Source organism: Streptomyces sp. NPDC058773, assembly GCF_042746015.1.
GTDB lineage: Bacteria > Actinomycetota > Actinomycetes > Streptomycetales > Streptomycetaceae > Streptomyces.
Window position 1 is genome coordinate 69,846 of record NZ_JBHYPE010000028.1, and the last position, 19,426, is coordinate 89,271.

At 69.1% G+C, this 19,426-nt stretch carries 16 protein-coding genes; 8 read left to right on the forward strand and 8 right to left on the reverse strand.

The genetic code is table 11. From position 1 onward, the window contains the following. The first annotated feature begins 7 nt into the window (after nt 1-7). The 4 genes from ACFW5B_RS23310 (at nt 8) to ACFW5B_RS23325 (ending at nt 4,185) form a co-directional block, all read left to right on the forward strand. Entirely contained in the window at nt 8-1,165 is a 1,158-nt protein-coding gene (locus ACFW5B_RS23310; protein ID WP_386442751.1) for an ABC transporter ATP-binding protein, read from the forward strand. 242 nt (nt 1,166-1,407) lie between these two features. Continuing rightward, nucleotides 1,408-1,863 carry a hypothetical protein gene (locus ACFW5B_RS23315; RefSeq protein ID WP_386442754.1) on the forward strand — a complete coding sequence of 152 codons (456 nt, stop codon included), beginning with the start codon at nt 1,408-1,410 and terminating at the stop codon, nt 1,861-1,863. Continuing rightward, nucleotides 1,863-3,614 (forward strand): alpha/beta hydrolase, encoded by a 1,752-nt coding sequence (locus ACFW5B_RS23320; RefSeq protein WP_386442757.1) that lies wholly within the window; start codon nt 1,863-1,865, stop codon nt 3,612-3,614. The genes ACFW5B_RS23315 and ACFW5B_RS23320 overlap by 1 nt, the downstream gene beginning before the upstream one ends. A gap of 88 nt (nt 3,615-3,702) precedes the next feature. Then, the gene (locus ACFW5B_RS23325) at nt 3,703-4,185 is read left to right on the forward strand and encodes a hypothetical protein (protein WP_386442760.1); all 483 of its coding nucleotides are present in this window, start codon (nt 3,703-3,705) and stop codon (nt 4,183-4,185) included. A 10-nt stretch (nt 4,186-4,195) separates the two neighbouring features. Here the strand turns inward: ACFW5B_RS23325 and ACFW5B_RS23330 are convergent, their stop codons facing one another. The 8 genes from ACFW5B_RS23330 to ACFW5B_RS23365 form a co-directional block, all read right to left on the reverse strand. Continuing rightward, the gene (locus ACFW5B_RS23330; protein ID WP_386442763.1) at nt 4,196-5,263 is read right to left on the reverse strand and encodes an ABC transporter ATP-binding protein; all 1,068 of its coding nucleotides are present in this window, start codon (nt 5,261-5,263) and stop codon (nt 4,196-4,198) included. Beyond that, nucleotides 5,250-6,269, reverse strand: coding sequence for an ABC transporter ATP-binding protein (locus ACFW5B_RS23335; RefSeq protein ID WP_386442766.1), 1,020 nt, complete (start codon nt 6,267-6,269; stop codon nt 5,250-5,252). Before ACFW5B_RS23335 ends, ACFW5B_RS23330 begins: the two co-directional genes overlap by 14 nt. A gap of 11 nt (nt 6,270-6,280) precedes the next feature. Then, complete coding sequence (locus ACFW5B_RS23340) at nt 6,281-7,273, reverse strand: ABC transporter permease (protein WP_386442769.1); 993 nt, start codon at nt 7,271-7,273, stop codon at nt 6,281-6,283. Further along, entirely contained in the window at nt 7,266-8,189 is a 924-nt protein-coding gene (locus tag ACFW5B_RS23345) for an ABC transporter permease (RefSeq protein ID WP_386442772.1), read from the reverse strand. The genes ACFW5B_RS23340 and ACFW5B_RS23345 overlap by 8 nt, the downstream gene beginning before the upstream one ends. 44 nt (nt 8,190-8,233) lie before the next feature. Next, the gene (locus ACFW5B_RS23350; RefSeq protein ID WP_386442775.1) at nt 8,234-9,853 is read right to left on the reverse strand and encodes an ABC transporter substrate-binding protein; all 1,620 of its coding nucleotides are present in this window, start codon (nt 9,851-9,853) and stop codon (nt 8,234-8,236) included. A 164-nt stretch (nt 9,854-10,017) separates the two neighbouring features. Further along, nucleotides 10,018-10,350, reverse strand: a complete 333-nt coding sequence (locus ACFW5B_RS23355) for an antibiotic biosynthesis monooxygenase family protein (protein ID WP_386442778.1) — start codon at nt 10,348-10,350, stop codon at nt 10,018-10,020. Nucleotides 10,351-10,471: 121 nt separating this feature from the next. Beyond that, a complete protein-coding gene (typA, locus tag ACFW5B_RS23360) occupies nt 10,472-12,376 on the reverse strand; it encodes a translational GTPase TypA (RefSeq protein WP_386442781.1) in 1,905 nt (634 codons plus the stop codon). A gap of 184 nt (nt 12,377-12,560) precedes the next feature. Continuing rightward, complete coding sequence (locus tag ACFW5B_RS23365) at nt 12,561-14,942, reverse strand: ABC transporter family substrate-binding protein (RefSeq protein ID WP_386442784.1); 2,382 nt, start codon at nt 14,940-14,942, stop codon at nt 12,561-12,563. 428 nt (nt 14,943-15,370) lie between these two features. Here ACFW5B_RS23365 and ACFW5B_RS23370 point away from each other — a divergent pair, with 428 nt between their 5' ends. From ACFW5B_RS23370 to ACFW5B_RS23385, 4 genes are all read left to right on the forward strand, one after another. Beyond that, nucleotides 15,371-15,670, forward strand: coding sequence for a hypothetical protein (locus tag ACFW5B_RS23370; RefSeq protein WP_386442787.1), 300 nt, complete (start codon nt 15,371-15,373; stop codon nt 15,668-15,670). A gap of 121 nt (nt 15,671-15,791) precedes the next feature. Next, nucleotides 15,792-16,619, forward strand: a complete 828-nt coding sequence (locus tag ACFW5B_RS23375) for a hypothetical protein (RefSeq protein WP_386442790.1) — start codon at nt 15,792-15,794, stop codon at nt 16,617-16,619. Nucleotides 16,620-16,653: 34 nt separating this feature from the next. Further along, nucleotides 16,654-18,600 carry a fumarate reductase/succinate dehydrogenase flavoprotein subunit gene (locus ACFW5B_RS23380; RefSeq protein ID WP_386442793.1) on the forward strand — a complete coding sequence of 649 codons (1,947 nt, stop codon included), beginning with the start codon at nt 16,654-16,656 and terminating at the stop codon, nt 18,598-18,600. Further along, nucleotides 18,597-19,394, forward strand: a complete 798-nt coding sequence (locus ACFW5B_RS23385) for a succinate dehydrogenase/fumarate reductase iron-sulfur subunit (RefSeq protein WP_386442797.1) — start codon at nt 18,597-18,599, stop codon at nt 19,392-19,394. Before ACFW5B_RS23380 ends, ACFW5B_RS23385 begins: the two co-directional genes overlap by 4 nt. Nucleotides 19,395-19,426 lie beyond the last annotated feature (32 nt).

Below are 19,426 nucleotides of genomic sequence, written 5' to 3' on the forward strand. Positions count from 1 at the left end.
TATCACCATGGCAGAGAACGTCACCCTCCCGGCGCCCCGTGACGCCGCGCCCGCCCAGGGCGAGCCGCTGCTCACCGCCGAGGGACTCACCAAGCACTTCCCCATCTACGGCGGCTTTCCGTTCAAGCGGAAGGTCGGCGCGGTCAAGGCGGTCGACGGCCTCGACCTGACCGTGCACGCCGGCGAGAGCTTCGGTCTGGTCGGTGAGTCGGGCTGCGGCAAGTCCACCACCGGACGGCTGCTCACCCGCCTCATGGAGCCGACCTCCGGCAAGATCACCTACGCCGGCCAGGACATCACCCACGCGGGCCGCAAGGCGCTGGCGCCGGTCCGTTCCGAGATCCAGATGATCTTCCAGGACCCGTACGCCTCGCTGAACCCGCGGCAGACGGTCGGCACCATCATCGGCGGCCCGATGGAGATCAACGGGATCAACCCGCCCGGTGGCCGGGAGAAGCGCATCCGTGAGCTCCTGGAGACCGTCGGCCTCAACCCCGAGCACTACAACCGCTTCCCGCACGAGTTCTCCGGCGGCCAGCGGCAGCGCATCGGCGTGGCCCGTGCGCTCGCCCTGGAGCCGAAGCTGATCGTCGCGGACGAGCCGGTCTCCGCGCTGGACGTCTCCATCCAGGCGCAGGTCGTCAACCTCCTCCAGCGCCTCCAGCGGGAACTGGGCATCGCGTTCCTGTTCATCGCCCACGACCTGGCGGTCGTACGGCACTTCAGCGAGCGGGTCGCGGTGATGTACCTCGGCAAGATCGTCGAGGTCGGCACCCGCGACGAGATCTACAACCGGCCGCGCCACCCCTACACCCACGCGCTGCTCTCGGCGGTGCCCGAGGCCAAGCTGCCGGACGACGAGGACGGTGACCGCGAGCGCATCCGCCTGGCCGGCGACGTCCCCTCCCCCGTCAACCCACCCTCCGGCTGCCGGTTCCGCACCCGGTGCTGGAAGGCCCAGGACAAGTGCGCCACCGAGGAGCCCCCGCTCGTCCAGATCGGCGGCAACGCAACCGGCCACCTCACCGCCTGCCACTTCCCCGAGGAACCCACCACCGCGGCCCGCGGCGAGGACATCATCCTCGACCCGGCCCTCGCCGCAATCGAGGAAACGTCGACGGCTGAGGCCCCCGCCAAGACGGACGGCCCGTCCAAGACCGACTAGTCCGCAGGCACTTGGGACCGGAGCCCGCTTCCTTTGGGGAGGCGGGCTTCGGCCTTGAGCGGTGTGACGGCGCTGTCATGGTCGGCTCTCCCCGCGTCCGCCACGGCCGGACCTGTTGGCCCACCGTCCACTTTGCCGGTGTAGAGGGTGAGTACACATACTCACGCATCGTCATCTCGTCCCTGATAATTTCGCAGCCGGAGCATGATGTCTGTTGACGTATGGCTTGCCGGGGGGGCGGAGTGACGTTCGAGGCGGAGTGGGCCGAGCTCAAGCGTGAGAGTTCGGTGGGTGTGAAACCGGCCGGCGCGGGTGGCGAAAACTGGGGGTCGCAGGGGGGTGAGGGCGATCTTCGGTCTGCACGGCAGGCGTGGAGCAAGGGGGCACGGGCGCTTGGCTCGCTGCACGTGAACCTGAAGGGCGCCCTCCGGCAGCTCGAAGGCAAGCAGCATGGCGCCGGGAGCGGTGTTGAGGGACTGCGGAGTACCGCCTCACATCTCAGCGCATATCACTCATGGCAGCGCCGAATCGATTTGGTGAGCCGCGAGTGCGAGGAACTGAAGGGCAAGTTGCAGAAGGCCGGCGATGCCTTCTACAAGACCGACGCGGCGATCAGCGAGGCGTTTCAGGAGCAGCGAACGGTCCCCGCAACGGCACCGGGGGCCAGTACGTCCACGCGGGGCCGAGGTGAATCCTGATGGTGAGCCTCACCCAGCTCCGCCGTCTGAAGCCCTCTGCGTTAGAGGACGCCGCCGACGGGTGGCACAAGGTCAGCAGCGCCGCTGGTGAAGCCAAGGACCGCGTCGACAACGAGATTGTCGCCACGCTGCAGCGTGATCTGAAGGGCGACGTACTCGATGCCGCGTTGGGACGGTTACGACGACTGAGCCGCAACTTTCAATACGCCCAGGTGGAGAGCGGCCTGATCCGTACCGCGTTGAACGGACTTGCCGACGAATTACGCTCTGCACAACGGAAGTTGAGTGAGGCACTGGCCGATGCCGAGGCGGAGAAGTTCACCGTCAAGCCGGACGGGTCGGTTCACTGGGTGTCCCGGCGCGGGCAGGTGCCGCTCAACCCTGAGCAAAGCACGTGGGCGGAAGGTCCGAGCGGAATCCTCAACGCCGAACCGCAACAAGCAAAGGCCCAGGCCTACGCGGACCGCATCGGTGCAGCCCTTCGGGAAGCCGACGAAGCCGATGCCCGTTACTCCCGGACTCTTGACCGGCTCAAGGCCGATAACGACCTGAGCGTCACCAACTCGGACTGGGTCGATGCGCAGCGCGACATGAGCGCGCTGCGAAAGTCCGTGGGAAAGTATCTGCGGCGCGACGACATCCCCAAGGGAGAGTCCCCAGCGGCGAACGCCGCCTGGTGGAAAGCGCTCTCGGCGGATGAGAAGTCGGATTACGCCGCGCTCTTTCCGGCAAGCATCGGCGCTCTGGACGGTGTGCCCTCGGAGGTCCGCGACGAGGCGAACCGGGCCGTCTTTGCCGAGAAGCAGGCGGAGTACAAGAGCCTCCTGGCGGCAACGCCTCCGGAACCGTGGCCCAAGTGGGTATCCACCGGTGGCCCTTACGCCAGCATGGTGCCCAGCGATGAGTGGCAGGCGTGGAACAAGAAGTATCGCCATGAGGAACTCGCGGCGGCCGATAAGGGGATGGAGGCGATTCAGAAACGCCTTGAGGCCACCGGGACGGACGGCCTTCCCGAGGCATACTTGCTGGGCTTCAGCCCAGAGGGCAACGGGCGCGCGATCATCGCCACCGGGAACCCCGATCAAGCCGACCACACCGCGGTCTACGTTCCCGGTACCTCCTCGAACCTCGCTGGAATCGACGGAGACATCCGGCGGATGACCGATCTGTGGAGGGCGACGGCACCACTCGCCGGCGACCAGAAGGTCTCCACCATCACCTGGCTCGGCTACGACGCGCCGCCGAAGCTGGGAAATGCCGTGGTAAGTCATTACGCGGATGACGGGGCGCCGGCGTTCAACGGTTTCCTCGATGGCCTCAGGCAATCGCGGGGACCGGATGCCGGAGGCCACCTGACCGCAATTGGTCACTCCTACGGCACCACACTCATCGGCTCGGCGGCTCGCCAGGGTCAGCTGAACTCCGATGACGTGGTCTTCGCGGGAAGTCCTGGCGTCCAGGTCGGAAAGGCGGCGGACTTGGACGTCCCTGGAGGACATGTGTGGAACGAGGAAGCTGATGGGGACCCGGTCCCGGACATCGGCTCCTGGGGACATGGCGGCAGTCAGTGGAAGTACAGAGGCGGCACATTCATCATCCCCAGCGACGACCTCTTCGGAGCCAACCAGATGACCACCGACACCACGGGGCACAGCGACTATTGGAAGTACGGCCTACGCCCTTCGGAGAGTCTGCAGAACCAGGCTGCCGTGGTGCTCGGGCAGTATGAAGAGGTCAAGCGTGCCAACTAATCTCCTCCCCCCTCAACTGAATTACGCCCGGCGCGCGTTCTTTGCGCTGCCTGCGGTGGCCATCGCCTTATTGACAGGATGCTCCGACATGAACGACTCCCACGACCGCCCCACCTCGGCGCCGGAAACCCGGAATGTCTCCGAAGTGCAGGAAGAGGCAGGAAGGTTGTCCAGCGCCATTCTCGGGATCATCGATCTGCGTGGTGAAGTGAGCAAGCCCGGTCCGGGGGTTTCCCTGTGCGGAGAGCGGGATCCGGACAGGTTTTACTCGGTTCGCCATGCCTGGTCGTTGGGGAAGGTTCCGGTGGCGGACATGAAGAAGGGCATGGAGCGCCTGAAGGAGGAACTCCCCGGAAAGGGGTGGAAAATCGTCAGGTACGGTCCGGACTCAAGTCCCAGCAAGAGCCTTGAAATGGTCGCCGATGCCACGGAGAAGAATTTCTCGGTCAGTGTCCGGCTCCTCGACCGCACCAAGCGTCCCAAGCCCGGGGCTCCCGCAGCGCTGATCTCGGTGGATCTGACGTCGGGGTGCTTCCAGGTACCCAAGGGGAAGACCGTGGACGCGTACTGACCGGCCTCCCTCATTCACCCGGCACCACCCGCCGCTCCTCCGCGAAATGGCAGGCCGAGGCGTGGCCGGCCGGGACGGGGGGTGTGGTGCGGAAGGTGTCGGGGACGGTCAGGGGTGGGACGACGTCGGTGCAGAGTTGTCGGGCCTTCCAACAACGGGTGCGGAAGCGGCAGCCGGAGGGTGGGTCGGCCGGGGACGGGACGTCGCCGGACAGCAGGATGCGGTCGCGGTGCATGCGGGCGTCCGGGTCGGGGACGGGGACGGCGGACAGCAGGGCCTGGGTGTAGGGGTGGGTGGGGTGGCCGTAGATCTGCTCGTCGGTGCCGGTCTCGGCCAGCCGGCCCAGGTACATGACGGCGACGCGGTCGGAGATGTGGCGTACGACGGACAGGTCGTGGGCGATGAAGATGTAGGAGAGCTCGAACTCCCGCTGCAACTTCTCCAGGAGATTGACCACTTGGGCCTGGACGGAGACGTCGAGGGCGGAGACCGGTTCGTCGGCGACGATGATTTCGGGGCGCAGTGCCAGGCCGCGGGCGATGCCGATGCGCTGGCGCTGGCCGCCGGAGAACTGGTGCGGATAGCGGTTGATGAACTCGGGGTTGAGCCCCACCACGTCCAGGAGTTCCCGGACCCTTCTGCGGCGGTCTCCCTTGGGGGCCGCCTCGGGGTGGATCTCGTAGGGCTCGCCGATGATGTCGCCGACGGTCATCCGGGGGTTCAGGGAGGTGTAGGGGTCCTGGAAGACCATCTGGATGTTGCGGCGTACGGCCTTCAGCGCGCGGGCGGAGAGGGTGCTGATGTCCTCGCCGCGGTACCGGATCTGACCGGCCGTCGGGCGCTCCAGGCCGACCAGCAGCTTGGCGACGGTGGACTTGCCGCAGCCCGATTCGCCGACGATGCCGAGCGTCTCGCCCTGGTGGAGGTCGAAGGAGACCCCGTCGACGGCCTTGACCGCGCCGATCTGCTTCCGGAAGAGCACGCCCCGGGTGAGCGGGAAGTGTTTGACCAGGTCGCGGACCTCCAGGACCGGGGTCCGGGCGCCGGCCGCCGGGCGGTCGCCGTCACCGTGCGCCATCGAGGGTCTCCTTCCAGAAGTGGCAGGCGCTGGCGCGGCCGGGGCCGGCCTCGTACAGCGGCGGGAGGTCGGTGCGGCAGATGTCCTGGGCCAGCGGGCAGCGCGGGTGGAAGGGGCAGCCGGGCGGAAGGGCCGTCAGGCTGGGCGGCAGGCCCTTGATCGCGTACAGCTGCCGGCCCTTGCGGTCCAGCCGCGGGACGGAGTCCAGCAGACCGCGGGTGTACGGGTGGGCGGGCGCCCGGTAGAGCTGGTGGACGGAGGCGGTCTCGACGATCCGGCCGGCGTACATCACGGCGATCGTGTCGGCGACGTCCGCGACCACCCCCAGGTCATGGGTGATCAGGATCAGGCCCATGGTCAGCTCGCGCTGGAGCTCGGCCAGCAGGTCCATCACCTGCGCCTGCACGGTGACGTCCAGCGCCGTGGTCGGCTCGTCCGCGATGATCAGGTCCGGGCCGAGGGCCAGCGCCATCGCGATCATGATGCGCTGGCGCATCCCGCCGGAGAACTGGTGCGGATAGTCACCCGCCCGCTCCCTGGCCGCCGGGATGCCGACCCGCTCCATCAGTTCCACCGCCCTGCCGCGGGCGTCCTTACGGGACATCCCCTCGTGGACCTGGAACATCTCCGCCAGCTGCGCACCGACGCTGAGCACCGGGTTCAGTGCGGACAGCGCGTCCTGGAAGATCATCGCCATCTTCGCGCCGCGGACCTTGCGCCGTTCGTCCTTGCGCAGGGTCAGCAGATCGCGCCCCTGGAAGACGACCTCGCCGCCGGTGACGAACCCCGGCGGGGAGTCGAGGATGCCCATCACGGCCTGGGCGGTGACGGACTTGCCGGAGCCGGACTCCCCGAGCACCGCCAGCGTCTGACCGGGCGCCACCCGGTAGCTGACCCCGTTGACGGCCTTGGCCACCCCGTCCCGGGTACGGAACTCGACCCGCAGGTCCCGCACGTCGAGCAGGTCCGTACCGGCGCCGGCCGGCCGTGCGTCCTGGTGCGTCATCTTCCGCCTCCTCAGCGCAACTTGGGGTCGAGGGCGTCGCGCACCGCGTCGCCGAGCAGGATGAACGCCAGCACCGTGATACTCAGCGCTCCCGCGGGCCACAGCAGCATGTGCGGCGCGCTGCGGATGTAGGGGGAGGCCGTGGAGATGTCGATGCCCCAGGAGACGGTGGGCGGTTTCAGGCCCGCGCCCAGATACGACAGCGTCGCCTCCAGCGCGATGAAGGTGCCGAGGGCGATGGTGGCGACGACGATGACCGGTGCGACGGCGTTCGGCGCGATGTGCCGCAGCAGCAGCCGTCCGTTGCCCGCGCCGAGCGCCCGCGCGGCCTGCACGTAGTCGTTCTGTTTGGCCGTGACGACGGAACCGCGCGCGATACGGGAGATCTGCGGCCAGCCGAGCAGCACGATGAAGCCGACCACCGGCCAGACCGTGCTGCTGGTGACCATGGAGAGGAAGACCAGACCGCCGAGGATCACCGGGATGCCGAAGAAGATGTCGGCGACCCGGGAGAGCAGGGTGTCGCTCCAGCTGCCGAAGAACCCGGCCAGTCCGCCCAGCAGGCTGCCGAGCAGCGCCGCACCGGCCGTGGCGCAGACGCCGACGGTGATGGAGGCGCGGGCGCCGTAGACGACCCGGGTGTAGACGTCCCGGCCCTGGGTGTCGAAGCCGAAGGGGTGGCCGGGCTGCGAGCCCTGCTGTGCCTTGGCGAGGTCGGCGCGGTAGGGGTTGCCGGTGGCGATCAGCTGCGGCCAGATCGCGATGATCACCAGAAAGACGATGACCAGCGCGGAGAGCACGAAAACGGGGTTGCGGTACAGGTCGTGCCAGGCGTCGCTCCACAGGCTGCGCGGTTTGCCGGTGGGCACCCCGCCGGGTGGCCCGGCGCCGGGCGGGGCCGCGCCGGGCCGCCGCTCCAGCGACTCCGCCTCGCCGATGGCCAGCGCGGCGGACCCGCCGTCGCCGTGGCCGACGGCTTCCTTGGGAACGTAGGACTCAGGCATAGCGGATCCTCGGGTCGAGGACGGCGTACAGCAGGTCGACGAGGAGATTGGCGAGCAGGAACACCAGCACCAGGATCGTCACGAAGCCCACGACGGTCGGCGAGTTCTGCCGCAGGATGCCCTGGTAGAGCTGGTAGCCGACGCCGTGGATGTTGAAGATGCGCTCGGTGACGATCGCGCCGCCCATCAGCGCGCCGATGTCCGTGCCGATGAAGGTGACGACCGGGATCAGCGAATTGCGCAGCAGATGGCGGGTGATGACCCGGTGGCCGGGCAGGCCCTTGGCGCGGGCCGTACGGACGTAGTCGGCGCGGGCGTTCTCCGCGATCGAGGTCCGGGTCAGCCGGGTCACGTAGGCGAGCGAGACCAGCGCCAGCACCAGCCCCGGCAGCAGGAGTTCGTTCAGCGGCGCCTCGGGGGCGACGGACGGCGCGGCCCAGGCCCACTGCACGCCGAACAGGAACTGCAGCAGATAGCCGCTGACGAAGGTCGGGATGGACACCACGACGAGGGTGAGGACCAGCACCGTGGTGTCGATGTCCCGGCCGCGCCGCAGCCCGCTGAACACCCCCAGTACGAGTCCCACCACCATCTCGATCACGACGGCGACCAGGGTCAGCCGCAGCGTCACGGGAAAGGCGGAGGCCATCAGCTCGGTGACCGACTGGCCGTTGAACGCGGTGCCGAAATTCCCCTGGAAGATCTGCCCCATGTAGTGCAGATACTGCTTCCACAGCGGCTCATCGAGGTACAGGTCGCGGCGGATCCGGGCGGCGGTGGCGGGGTCCGGTGCCCGGTCGCCGAACATCGCGGCCACCGGGTCGCCCAGGGCGTACACCATGAAGAAGATGAGGAAGGTGCTGCCGATGAACACCGGGATCATCTGGAGCAGCCGCCGGATCACATAGCGGCCCATGAGACACCGGCCTCCCTCGTCCGTCGGTCGGTCGGTCGGCACGGTCAGTTGACCTTGATCTCGTTGTAGACCGGCACGCTGAACGGATTCAGCGAAACCTTGCTGATCCGTTCCGAATAGCCGCCGCTGCCGTTCTGGTACCAGAGCGGAATGGCCGGCATCTGGGCGGCGAGGATCTTCTCCGCGTCCTGGAATGTCACGACGGCCTGCCGGGGGTCGGTGTCCGCGTTCGCCTTGTCCACCAGTTTGTCGAACGAGGCATTGCTGAACTTGCCGTCGTTGGAGGAGGCGTTGGTGTAGTACAGCGGCTGCAGGAAGTTCTGGATCAGCGGATAGTCCATCTGCCAGCCGGCCCGGAACGGCCCGCTCATCCGCTTGGCGGTGATTTTGTTGCGGAAGTCGGCGAAGGTGCCGACCGGGGCCCCGACACATGCCTGGTCTTCTCCCAGCGACTTGTTGATGCTGTTGCAGATGGCATCGATCCAGTCCTTGTGGGAACCCGTATCGGCGTTGTACGCCAGGGTGATCCTGCCGCCGGGGAGTCCGCCGCCCTGCTTGATCAGCTGTTTCGCCTTCGCCGGGTTGAATTCGCAGGCCTCGCCGCACAGCCCGGCCCGGTAGCCCCCGTCCGCGCCCAGCACCGGCGAGGTCCAGTCCGTGGCGGGTGTGCGGGTCTTCTGGAAGATCTCCCGGGTGATCTGGTCCCGGTCGATCGCCATCGAGAGGCCGCGGCGCACCTTCTCCGCGCCCGGCCGGCCCCAGCGCCTGTCGTACATGGGAAAGGTGAGGGTCTGGATGATCCCGGCCGGCTGATTGATGTAGCGGCCGCCCAGATCCGCGCGCACATTCTTGAGCTGTGCGGCCGGCACGTCGTCGACCAGATCGAGATTGCCCGCCTGGAGATCGGTGTAGGCGGTGTTGTTGTCCGTGTAGACCCGCAGGTCGATACCGCCGTTGCGGGCCGGATCGTTCCCGGGGTACTTGGCCCACTTCCGCATCCGCAGCACCGACCCCTTTTCGTAGGAGTCGACGGTGTACGGCCCGTTGCCGACCGGCTTCTCGGTCCAGGCGGCGTGGTCCTTGAAGAACGCCTGCGGCAGCGGCATGAAGGCCGAGTAGCCCAGGGTGTCCGGCCAGCTGGAGAACTTCTGGTTGAGCTTGACGGTGAAGGTCTTGTCGTCCTTCACGGCCAGCCCCGAGAGGGTTTTGGCCCGCGGGCTGCCGCTGTCCGGATGCACCTGCGCAAAGCCGTCGATGTACTGGAAGAACGGTGCGTTCTTCTGCTTGTTGCTCAGCAGCGCGCCGTAATTCCAGGCGTCCACGAAGGACTTGGCGGTGACCTTCTCGCCGTTGCTGAAGGTCCAGCCGTCCTTCAGGGTCACCGTGAAGTTCTGCGAATCGCTGGTCTCGATCCGGTCCGCGATCACATTCTCCGCGGCGCCGGTCTTCGGGTTGTAGCGCTTGAGGCCCCGGAACAGCATTTCCAGGACCTTGCCGCCCTGGACCTCATTGGTGTTCGCCGGCTCCAGCGGATTCTGCGGATCTCCCCAGGAGGCGCTGACCACCCCGGACCGGCCCGCGGCGCTCCCGCCCCCGCACCCCGTGGCCACCACGGCGACGGCGAGGGCACAGGCGCCCCACTGCGCGCACCTGGCTCTCCGCATGACGTCTCCTCAGGTCCGGGATCATGCCTAGGGCCACATAAGACCGCATAGCCGGACGTACCGCACTCCGGCGGCGGGCGCCACTGCTCCGGAACCCTGAGAAACCCCTCGGATGCCCGATCGGGAGGAAGAGGGGCCCCGCCCCGGGCGCCCCCTGGAGATCCCTATATGTGATGCACGGACTCCACCGCGAACAGCCGCGGATCGAACCCCTCCGCCAGCGCGGCGGCCTCCGTCATGTGCTCCTGCGCGGACGGGTCGGCCAGCATCGCCCGGAAGTGGTCCTCGCTCTCCCACTGCGCGTAATTGACGACCCGTTCGCCGTCCGCGCTCGCGTGGATGTTCGCCGAGATGAAACCCGGGCGGTCCTTCATCGTCTCCTCGGTGGCCCGGCTGAGCACCGCCACCAGCTCCGCCTGCCGCTCCGGCAGGACGGTGAACACATTGATGAGCGTGGCGATCCCGCGCCCGGCTTCGATCTTCGTGGTGACTGTCATACCGCCAGTCTGCCGCCGACCACTGACAACGCGGTCGCAGAGCGGCCCCGGGGACGGCGAAGGGGCGCCCCTCGCACGGAGGGGCGCCCCTTCGGAGCGTGCCGGGTACCGGCAGCAGCGGTTACCGCTTCGCGCGGGAAGCCGTGCGGCCGCGCTCCTTCTGGTCCAGGACGACCTTGCGGATGCGCACGGCCTCCGGGGTCACCTCGACGCACTCGTCGTCGCGGCAGAACTCCAGCGACTGCTCCAGCGACAGCTTCCGCGGCGGCACGATCGCCTCGAAGGAGTCCGCCGAGGAGGAGCGCATGTTGGTGAGCTTCTTCTCCTTGGTGATGTTCACGTCCATGTCGTCGGCGCGGGAGTTCTCGCCGACGATCATGCCCTCGTACACCTCGGTGCCCGGCTCGGTGAAGAGCACGCCGCGCTCCTGGAGGTTCGTCATCGCGAAGGCGGTGACGGCACCGGCGCGGTCGGCGACCAGGGAACCGTTGTTACGGGTGGTCAGCGTGCCGAACCACGGCTCGTGCCCCTCGTGGATCGAGTGCGCGATGCCCGTGCCGCGGGTGTTGGTCAGGAACTCCGTACGGAAGCCGATCAGGCCGCGGGACGGGACGACGAACTCCATGCGGACCCAGCCGGAGCCGTGGTTGGACATGTTGTCCATCCGGCCCTTGCGGACGCCCATGAGCTGCGTGACGGCGCCCATGTGCTCCTCGGGCACGTCGATGGTCATCCGCTCGACGGGCTCGTACGTCTTGCCGTCGACCTCCTTGGTGACCACCTGCGGCTTGCCGATGGTCATCTCGAAGCCCTCGCGGCGCATCTGCTCCACCAGGATGGCCAGCGCCAGCTCACCGCGGCCCTGCACCTCCCAGGCGTCGGGACGCTCGGTCTCCAGGACACGCAGCGAGACGTTGCCGATCAGCTCGCGCTCCAGGCGGTCCTTGACCTGGCGGGCGGTGACCTTGCGGTCCTTGACCGCGGCCTTGGCGTCCGCGCCCTTGCCGGTGCCGCCCCGGCCGACCAGCGGCGAGGTGTTGGTACCGATGGTCATGGAGATCGCCGGCTCGTCGACGGTGATCAGCGGCAGCGCGACCGGGTTCTCCGGGTCGGCCAGCGTCTCGCCGATCATGATGTCCGGGATACCGGCGACCGCGCAGATGTCACCCGGGCCGGCCTTCTCGGCGGGCTTGCGGGTGAGCGCCTCGGTCATCATCAGCTCGGTGATGCGGACGTTGGAGATGGAGCCGTCCCGCTTGATCCAGGCGACGGACTGGCCCTTGGCCAGCTCACCCTGCTCGACCCGGAGCAGCGCGATACGGCCGAGGAAGTTGTCCGCGTCCAGGTTGGTGACGTGCGCCTGCAGCGGGGCGTCCGCGTCGTACTGGGGGGCGGGGACGGAGTTCAGGAGCGTGGTGAAGAACGGCTCCAGGTTGGTGCTGTCGGCCGGGACGGTGCCGTCCTCCGGCTTGGTCAGCGAGGCCACACCGTCACGGGCGCAGGCGTAGACGATCGGGAACTCGATCTGGTCCTCGTCCGCGTCCAGGTCCAGGAACAGGTCGTAGGTCTCGTTGACGACCTCGTCGATCCGGGAGTCGGGGCGGTCGGTCTTGTTGATGCACAGGATGACCGGCATCCGGGCCGCGAGGGCCTTGCGGAGCACGAAGCGGGTCTGCGGCAGCGGGCCCTCGGAGGCGTCGACCAGCAGGACGACCGCGTCGACCATCGACAGACCGCGCTCGACCTCACCACCGAAGTCGGCGTGGCCGGGGGTGTCGATGATGTTGATCGTGATCGGGTCCCCGCCGTCCTTGGGGTGATACTTCACCGCCGTGTTCTTGGCGAGGATCGTGATGCCCTTCTCACGCTCCAGGTCGTTGGAGTCCATCATCCGGTCGTCGAGCTTCTCGGCGGCGTGCTCGGCGAACGAGCCGGCCTGCTTGAGCATGGCGTCGACGAGGGTCGTCTTCCCGTGGTCGACGTGGGCGACGATGGCAACGTTACGAATGTCGTGACGGGTGGGCATACTGGCGGCGCTTCTCCCGGAATCGTGGGTGGCGACGCGTCCATTCGGTACGCGCGCCCGCCGGGCATAACGAAGCCACGGCCTCACCCCATCGTACGGGGCCGCGGCAGCAATGGCCGCCGCGGCCCGTACATATGCGCTATGACCTGCAGTTTCTTACCGATTGTTCACCGGCGCCGCACCCCTACTTCTGGTAACCGATGTCCTGGAAGCGGGGTGTGGCGAAGCCGAAGGCGCCGACGTTGGCGAGCGATTTCTTCGTCGCCACCAGCTCGGGCCGCTGATAGAGCGGGATCGAACCGGCGGCCGCCCAGATCCGGGCGTCGGCCTGCGCCACCAGCGTGTGCGCGGCGCCCTCGTCCAGCTCGGAAGCGGCCTGGTCGAAGAGCTGGTCGATGTGGTCGGTACCGACCCGGGTGTAGTTCTGCTCGACGGTCAGCGAGCCGTCGGGCGCGGGCTGCGGCTTGGCGTAGATCGGGCGGGCGTCGGTCGCCGGGTAGGCGGTGCCGGGCCAGGAGTACAGCGCCAGGTCGTAGTCGCCGGAGGCGATGTGGTCCTGGAAGTAGCTGGCGTCGGAGACCCGCTGCAGGGACGTCTGGACGCCGATCTTGCCGAGCATCGAGGCGATCCGCCGTCCGACGGTGCGCAGCTGCTCCGAGCCGGCGCCGTCGGGGAGCACGAAGCGCAGGGTGAGCGGCTTGCCGTTCTTCTTGACCGCGGCGATCCGGGAGGTCTTGCCGTCGGCCGGCGGCGCCGCGGCCGCCGCGTCACCGGCCCGCTCGACCGCGGCGTGCCGGGCGCCCGGGTGCCCGCCGGACCCCGGCAGCTGCCGGGCCTGCCCGGTCTCGATCAGCTCGGCCGCGCCGAGCGCCGACGCCGCCCGCTTCTTGTACCGCTTGTACTTGGCATACGCCGCGGACCCGGTGTCGCCGTCCGCGTCGGCCTTCTCACTGGCGGCCGCCTGCTTGTAGAACGAGGCGCTCTGCCGCAGCAGGGCGGACTGCTGGACCTCCGAGCCGACCGCGCCGGTGAAGGACAGCGGTGCCTCGGCGGCGGCGGGCCGGTCGCCCCGGCCGGGTGCGGCGACGTGGGCGCGGCCGGCCCGGCCCGGGTTGCGGTCGTCGGAGCCGTCGTCCGGCCCGTCCTCCGCGGCCCCGTCCCCGTAGTCGTCCTCGGCGTAGCGGCCGTCCGACCGCTGGTCGCCGTCGTCGTCCGGTCGCCCGTCGGATGCCGGTGCGCCCGCCTGCTGGTGGTCGGCGCCGTCGCTCTTCCAGCCGGCGTCCGCGAGCAGCGCCTTGGCCGACCCGGCGTCCTGCTCGCCGATCGCGTCACTGTGGTCCGCGTAGCCGTACTGCCCGGCCATCAGCAGATGGCTGCCGAGCGGTCTGGACGGCAGGTCGAGCGGCTTGAGGACGGTGTCCGCGAGCGCCTGCCGGTCCAGGGCGCGGGCCACCGCCCGGCGCACCCGGTCGTCGGCCAGCGGGCCGCTGCTGCCGTTGAGGGCGAGCTGGGTGTAGGCGGGCTCCAGCGCCTTGTGGATGGTGTAGCCGCGCAGCGCGGAGTTCTCCGCGGCCGCGGCCTTGGCGTCGGGACGAGCGGCCCGGTTCCCGTCGCCCTGCGGGCCCGCGTTGCCGTCGGCGGGCTTCCGGGACGTGCCGGGGGCGGCCGGGCGCCCGGCGGAGGCGACCCGCTTCGCGGCGACCTGGTCGACCGCGGCGACATCGACACTGCCCTCGGCCAGCGCCGCGGCCCGCTTGTCGCCGGGCAGCGACTGCAGCACGATCCGCTTGAGCTTGGCGCGGTCGCCCCACCACTTCGGATTGCGGACGAGGGTGACGCGCCCTTCCTTGGCGTCCCGGTTCTGGACGAGGAACGGGCCGGCGCCGACCTCCAACTGCTCGCGTGCGCCGTCGTTGAAGGCGTCCGCGCTGCCCATCACGCTCTTGGGATAGAGCGGCGTGAACAGCGACCGCCAGTCGGCGTACGGGCGGGCGAAAGTGACCTTGACCTCATGGGCGTTCGCGCCCTGCGCGACCTGGCCGATCCGGTCGTAGCCGGCGTTGCGGGCGGTCCAGTAGGCGTTGTTCTTGCCACGCAGCGCGGTCCACTGGGCGACGAAGTCGGCGGCGGTGATCGCCCTGCCGTCGCTCCACCGCGCCTTGGGGTTGATCTTGTACGTGACGACCTGCTTGGGGTCGCGGGCGCTGACGTCCGCGGCGTCGAGGAAGTCGGCGTTGCGCTGCGGTCTGCCGCTCGCGTCGATGGTGAACATGCTGGGCAGCACCGCGGCGGCGATCCGCGCGGTGGTCGCGTCGGCGTCGGACTGGAAGGCGTTGAGGGTGCCGGGCATCGCGTCGACGGCCCAGCGCACGGTGCCGCCGTTCTTCATCGCGCCGCGGGGCGCGGGGGCGATGTCCTGGGACGCCGCGGCGGACGCCTCCCGGTCGTCCCCGCTGCATCCGGCCAGGGCCGGCAACGGGAGCAGCACCCCCGCCGCGATGAGCGCGGCACAGCGGCGGCTGCGGCACACCGCGCGGCGGCCTGCGGGGTGGTCGTGGTCGGTCATGACGGTTACCTCCGGGCTCGCCCGCGCCGCGCCGAGCGCCGCCCGGGGCTGACCGGCGCACCACGTTCGGCCGACTTTGCGGCTCATCACATCTATGGCTCCCCTACTGAAAGCGACCACGGCCGGACCGGCGGCCCGACACGGCGGCCACCGCAGCAAGGCCACCCGCCCGGCCCAACACCGGGCCCCCGGAGCGGGTCACGACGGGGTGCACGACGGGTTGCCGGGGGTCTCACGGGGGTGCGGGCGGCCGACCGACAGGCCCGCTCTCGTATCGGCGTTCGACCTACGCCGGGGCGCATGATTGCCGAAACGCACCGGTTCGAGTCGTAATCGCGTAGGACCCCTTCCCAACGCCTACTGTGACGCGCGACACTCTCGGGCGCATGAGATCGCCCACCACACCTTCAAAAGTGAGGGCACGTTATATGTCCCTTCAGGACGCAATGACGGCGGTTGAGCGCAGCGTGGACGACCTGGTCCGGTCGGTGGGGAAACTGGAGACACAGCTCGGCGCCGGCCTGGACATCCGCCGGGTCCGCACGGACACCGATCACCTGCGCGAGAGTCTCACCCTGCTGAAGCAGAGCGTGGCCGCCGGTCCCCCGGCCCACCGGCGCACGCCCGAGGTCGAGATGGTGCCGATCTCCGACGCCCCCTACAACTCCGCGCTGTGGACCGACGCCCAGGACGAGGGACTCGGCTCCCGTCACGGCAGCGCGCCGTAGGGGAAATCCCCTGGTGGAGAACCCCTAGGGGGTGGCTTCGCCCCACTCAGACCCCTACCCCGTTGCCGCCCCGGTGGAAGCATGGAGCATTCGGCCGGAGCGCCCTTCTCGGAGACCGACGTTGGCCACTGGCACCGAACCCTCATCACGTCCGGGCGCGAGCGGCGTGCACACCGCCTCGCGCGCCGCCATCCCCGCCCGTCATCTGCGCACCGACCGCTGGTGGCTGGCGCCCGCCTGCACCGCGGCCGGGCTGCTCGCGTTCATCGTCTACTCGACCTGGCGGGCCTTCTCGAACGCCGACTACTACGCCGCGCCCTACGTCTCGCCGTTCTACTCGCCGTGCCTGGCGGAGAACTGCCACACCATGCGCGGCGGCCCCAACTGGGAGATCTTCGGCAGCTGGTGGGGCCTGTCCCCCGCCCTGCTGATCCTGATCTTCCCGCTGGGCTTCCGGCTGACCTGCTACTACTACCGCAAGGCCTACTACCGCGGCTTCTGGGCCTCGCCGCCGGCCTGCGCGGTCGCCGAACCGCACAAGAAGTACACCGGTGAGACCCGCTTCCCGCTGATCCTGCAGAACATCCACCGTTACTTCTTCTACTTCGCGGTGCTGGTCGCCGGCGTCCTGACCTACGACACCGCGCTGACCTTCCGCGACGCCGACTACGCCTGGGGCCACATGGGCCTGGGCACCCTCATCTTCCTCGCCAACATCGTGCTGATCTGGGCCTACACCGTCTCCTGCCACTCCTGCCGGCACATCGTCGGCGGCCGGCTGCGGCACTTCTCCAAGCACCCGGTGCGCTACCGGCTGTGGGGCTGGGTCGGCAAGCTCAACGAGCGGCACATGCTGCTCGCCTGGTCCTCGCTGATCAGCGTGGCCGCCGCGGACTTCTACGTCTTCCTGCTGGCGAGCGGGGCGTTCGCGGACCCGCGCTTCTTCTGACGACAACAACTCCTAAGGAAAGGTGTGCCCCCTGATGGCGCATGTGGACCGGCAGGCATGGGACGTGGTCGTGGTGGGCGCCGGCGGCGCCGGACTGCGGGCCGCGATCGAGGCCCGCGAAGCCGGTATGCGGACGGCCGTGATCTGCAAGTCCCTGTTCGGCAAGGCCCATACGGTGATGGCCGAGGGCGGTATCGCGGCCAGCATGGGCAACGCCAACGAGCATGACAACTGGCAGGTCCACTTCCGGGACACCATGCGCGGCGGCAAGTTCCTCAACCAGTGGCGGATGGCCGAGCTGCACGCGCGTGAAGCACCCGACCGGGTATGGGAGCTGGAGACCTGGGGCGCGCTCTTCGACCGCACCGCGGACGGCCGGATCTCCCAGCGCAACTTCGGCGGCCATGAGTACCCGCGCCTGGCGCACGTCGGCGACCGTACGGGCCTGGAGCTGATCCGTACCCTCCAGCAGAAGATCGTCTCGCTGCAGCAGGAGGACGAGAAGGAGTTCGGCGCGTACGACGCCCGGTTGAAGGTGTTCCAGGAGTGCACGGTCACCCGGGTCCTGAAGTCCCCCGACGGCGACCGGGTGTCCGGTGCCTTCTGCTACGAGCGGGAGTCCGGCCGCTTCTTCGTGCTGGAGGCGCCGGCCGTGGTGCTGGCCACCGGCGGTATCGGCAAGTCCTTCAAGGTGACCTCGAACTCCTGGGAGTACACCGGCGACGGCCACGCGCTGGCGCTGCTGGCCGGGGCGCCGCTGATCAACATGGAGTTCGTGCAGTTCCACCCCACCGGCATGGTCTGGCCGCCGTCGGTGAAGGGCATCCTCGTCACCGAGTCCGTCCGCGGCGACGGCGGGGTGCTGCGCAACAGCGACGGCAAGCGCTTCATGTTCGACTACATCCCCGATGTCTTCAAGGAGAAGTACGCGGAGACCGAGGAGGAGGGCGACCGCTGGTACGAGGACCCGGACCACAACCGCCGCCCGCCCGAGCTGCTGCCCCGTGACGAGGTGGCCCGCGCCATCAACGCCGAGGTCAAGGCGGGCCGGGGTTCTCCGCACGGCGGGGTCTATCTGGATGTCTCCACCCGGATGCCGGCCGAGGTGATCAAGCGCCGGCTGCCGTCGATGCACCACCAGTTCAAGGAGCTGGCGGATGTGGACATCACCGCCGAGCCGATGGAGGTCGGCCCGACCTGCCACTACGTGATGGGCGGGGTGGACGTGGACCCGGACACCGCGGCGGCGAACGGCGTACCGGGCCTGTTCGCCGCCGGTGAGGTGGCCGGCGGGATGCACGGCTCCAACCGGCTGGGCGGTAACTCCCTGTCCGACCTGCTGGTGTTCGGCCGCCGGGCGGGGCTGCACGCGGCCGAGTACGCGGCGTCGCTGACCGAACGGCCGGTGCCCGACGCGCTGCAGATCGACACGGCGGAGGCGGAGGCGCTGCGCCCGTTCAGCGCCGAGGACACCGGGGAGGGTACGGGCGGCGACCGGGTCCCGGAGAACCCGTACACCCTGCACCAGGAGCTCCAGCAGGCGATGAACGACCTGGTCGGCATCATCCGCAAGGAGGGCGAGATGTTCGAGGCCCTCAAGCGGCTGGCCGATCTGCGGGTGCGGGCCCGGCGGGCCGGTGTCGAGGGGCACCGGCAGTACAACCCGGGCTGGCACCTCTCGCTCGATCTGCGGAACATGCTGCTGGTCAGCGAGTGTGTGGCGCGGGCGGCGCTGGAGCGCGAGGAGAGCCGGGGCGGGCACACCCGCGATGACCATCCGGCGATGGACCGGCACTGGCGCCAGATCAATCTGGTCTGTGAACTCGCCGATCCGCAGGGCGACTCACGGGCGGCGGACCCGGCGCTGGGCCAGATCCGGCTCTCCCGCCGGGAGAATCCGCCGATCCGCCGGGATCTGCTGGAACTGTTCGAGAAGGACGAGCTGGCGAAGTATCTGACCGACGAGGAGCTGAGCCGGTGAGCCAGGCGCAGACGGAGCAGCAGTCCGGGACCTATCAGGCGCACTTCCGGGTGTGGCGGGGCGACGCGGACGCCGGGGAGCTGGCGGATTTCACGGTGGAGGTGCACGAGGGCGAGGTGGTGCTGGACATCGTCCACCGCCTCCAGGCGACCCAGGCACCCGATCTGGCGGTGCGCTGGAACTGCAAGGCGGGCAAGTGCGGTTCGTGCAGCGCGGAGATCAACGGGCGGCCGCGGCTGATGTGCATGACCCGGATGTCGGTCTTCGACCGGGCGGAGACGGTCACGATCACCCCGCTGCGGGCCTTCCCGGTGGTCCGTGACCTGGTCACCGATGTGTCCTTCAACTACACCAAGGCCCGTGAGGTCCCGTCGTTCGTGCCGCCGCCGGAGCTGGGGCCCGGTGAGTACCGCATGCAGCAGGAGGACGTCGGGCGCTCGCAGGAGTTCCGTAAGTGCATCGAGTGCTTCCTGTGCCAGGACACCTGCCATGTGGTGCGCGACCACGAGGAGAACAAGGCCGCGTTCGCCGGTCCGCGGTTCCTGATGCGGATCGCGGAGCTGGACATGCATCCGCTGGACGCGGCGTCGGAGTCGGGGCTCGACCGCAAGGCGACCGCGCAGGACGAACACGGCCTGGGCTACTGCAACATCACCAAGTGCTGCACCGAGGTCTGCCCCGAGCACATCAAGATCACCGACAATGCGCTGATCCCGCTGAAGGAGCGCGCCGCGGACCGTAAGTACGACCCGCTGGTGTGGCTCGGGAACAAGATCCGGCGCCGTACCGACTGAGCCGGAGCGCGGGCGCGTGGGGGCCGGTGCCG

Bases quoted from the DNA above. Each gene is read 5' to 3' on its own strand.
- ACFW5B_RS23335 (WP_386442766.1), bottom strand. From the start codon at position 6,269: ATGACGCACCAGGACGCACGGCCGGCCGGCGCCGGTACGGACCTGCTC.
- ACFW5B_RS23355 (WP_386442778.1), bottom strand. From the start codon at position 10,350: ATGACAGTCACCACGAAGATCGAAGCCGGGCGCGGGATCGCCACGCTC.
- ACFW5B_RS23310 (WP_386442751.1), top strand. From the start codon at position 8: ATGGCAGAGAACGTCACCCTCCCGGCGCCCCGTGACGCCGCGCCCGCC.
- ACFW5B_RS23370 (WP_386442787.1), top strand. From the start codon at position 15,371: ATGTCCCTTCAGGACGCAATGACGGCGGTTGAGCGCAGCGTGGACGAC.
- ACFW5B_RS23345 (WP_386442772.1), bottom strand. From the start codon at position 8,189: ATGGGCCGCTATGTGATCCGGCGGCTGCTCCAGATGATCCCGGTGTTC.
- ACFW5B_RS23325 (WP_386442760.1), top strand. From the start codon at position 3,703: ATGAACGACTCCCACGACCGCCCCACCTCGGCGCCGGAAACCCGGAAT.
- ACFW5B_RS23350 (WP_386442775.1), bottom strand. From the start codon at position 9,853: ATGCGGAGAGCCAGGTGCGCGCAGTGGGGCGCCTGTGCCCTCGCCGTC.
- ACFW5B_RS23320 (WP_386442757.1), top strand. From the start codon at position 1,863: ATGGTGAGCCTCACCCAGCTCCGCCGTCTGAAGCCCTCTGCGTTAGAG.
- ACFW5B_RS23340 (WP_386442769.1), bottom strand. From the start codon at position 7,273: ATGCCTGAGTCCTACGTTCCCAAGGAAGCCGTCGGCCACGGCGACGGC.
- ACFW5B_RS23365 (WP_386442784.1), bottom strand. From the start codon at position 14,942: ATGACCGACCACGACCACCCCGCAGGCCGCCGCGCGGTGTGCCGCAGC.
- ACFW5B_RS23380 (WP_386442793.1), top strand. From the start codon at position 16,654: ATGGCGCATGTGGACCGGCAGGCATGGGACGTGGTCGTGGTGGGCGCC.
- ACFW5B_RS23330 (WP_386442763.1), bottom strand. From the start codon at position 5,263: ATGGCGCACGGTGACGGCGACCGCCCGGCGGCCGGCGCCCGGACCCCG.
- typA (WP_386442781.1), bottom strand. From the start codon at position 12,376: ATGCCCACCCGTCACGACATTCGTAACGTTGCCATCGTCGCCCACGTC.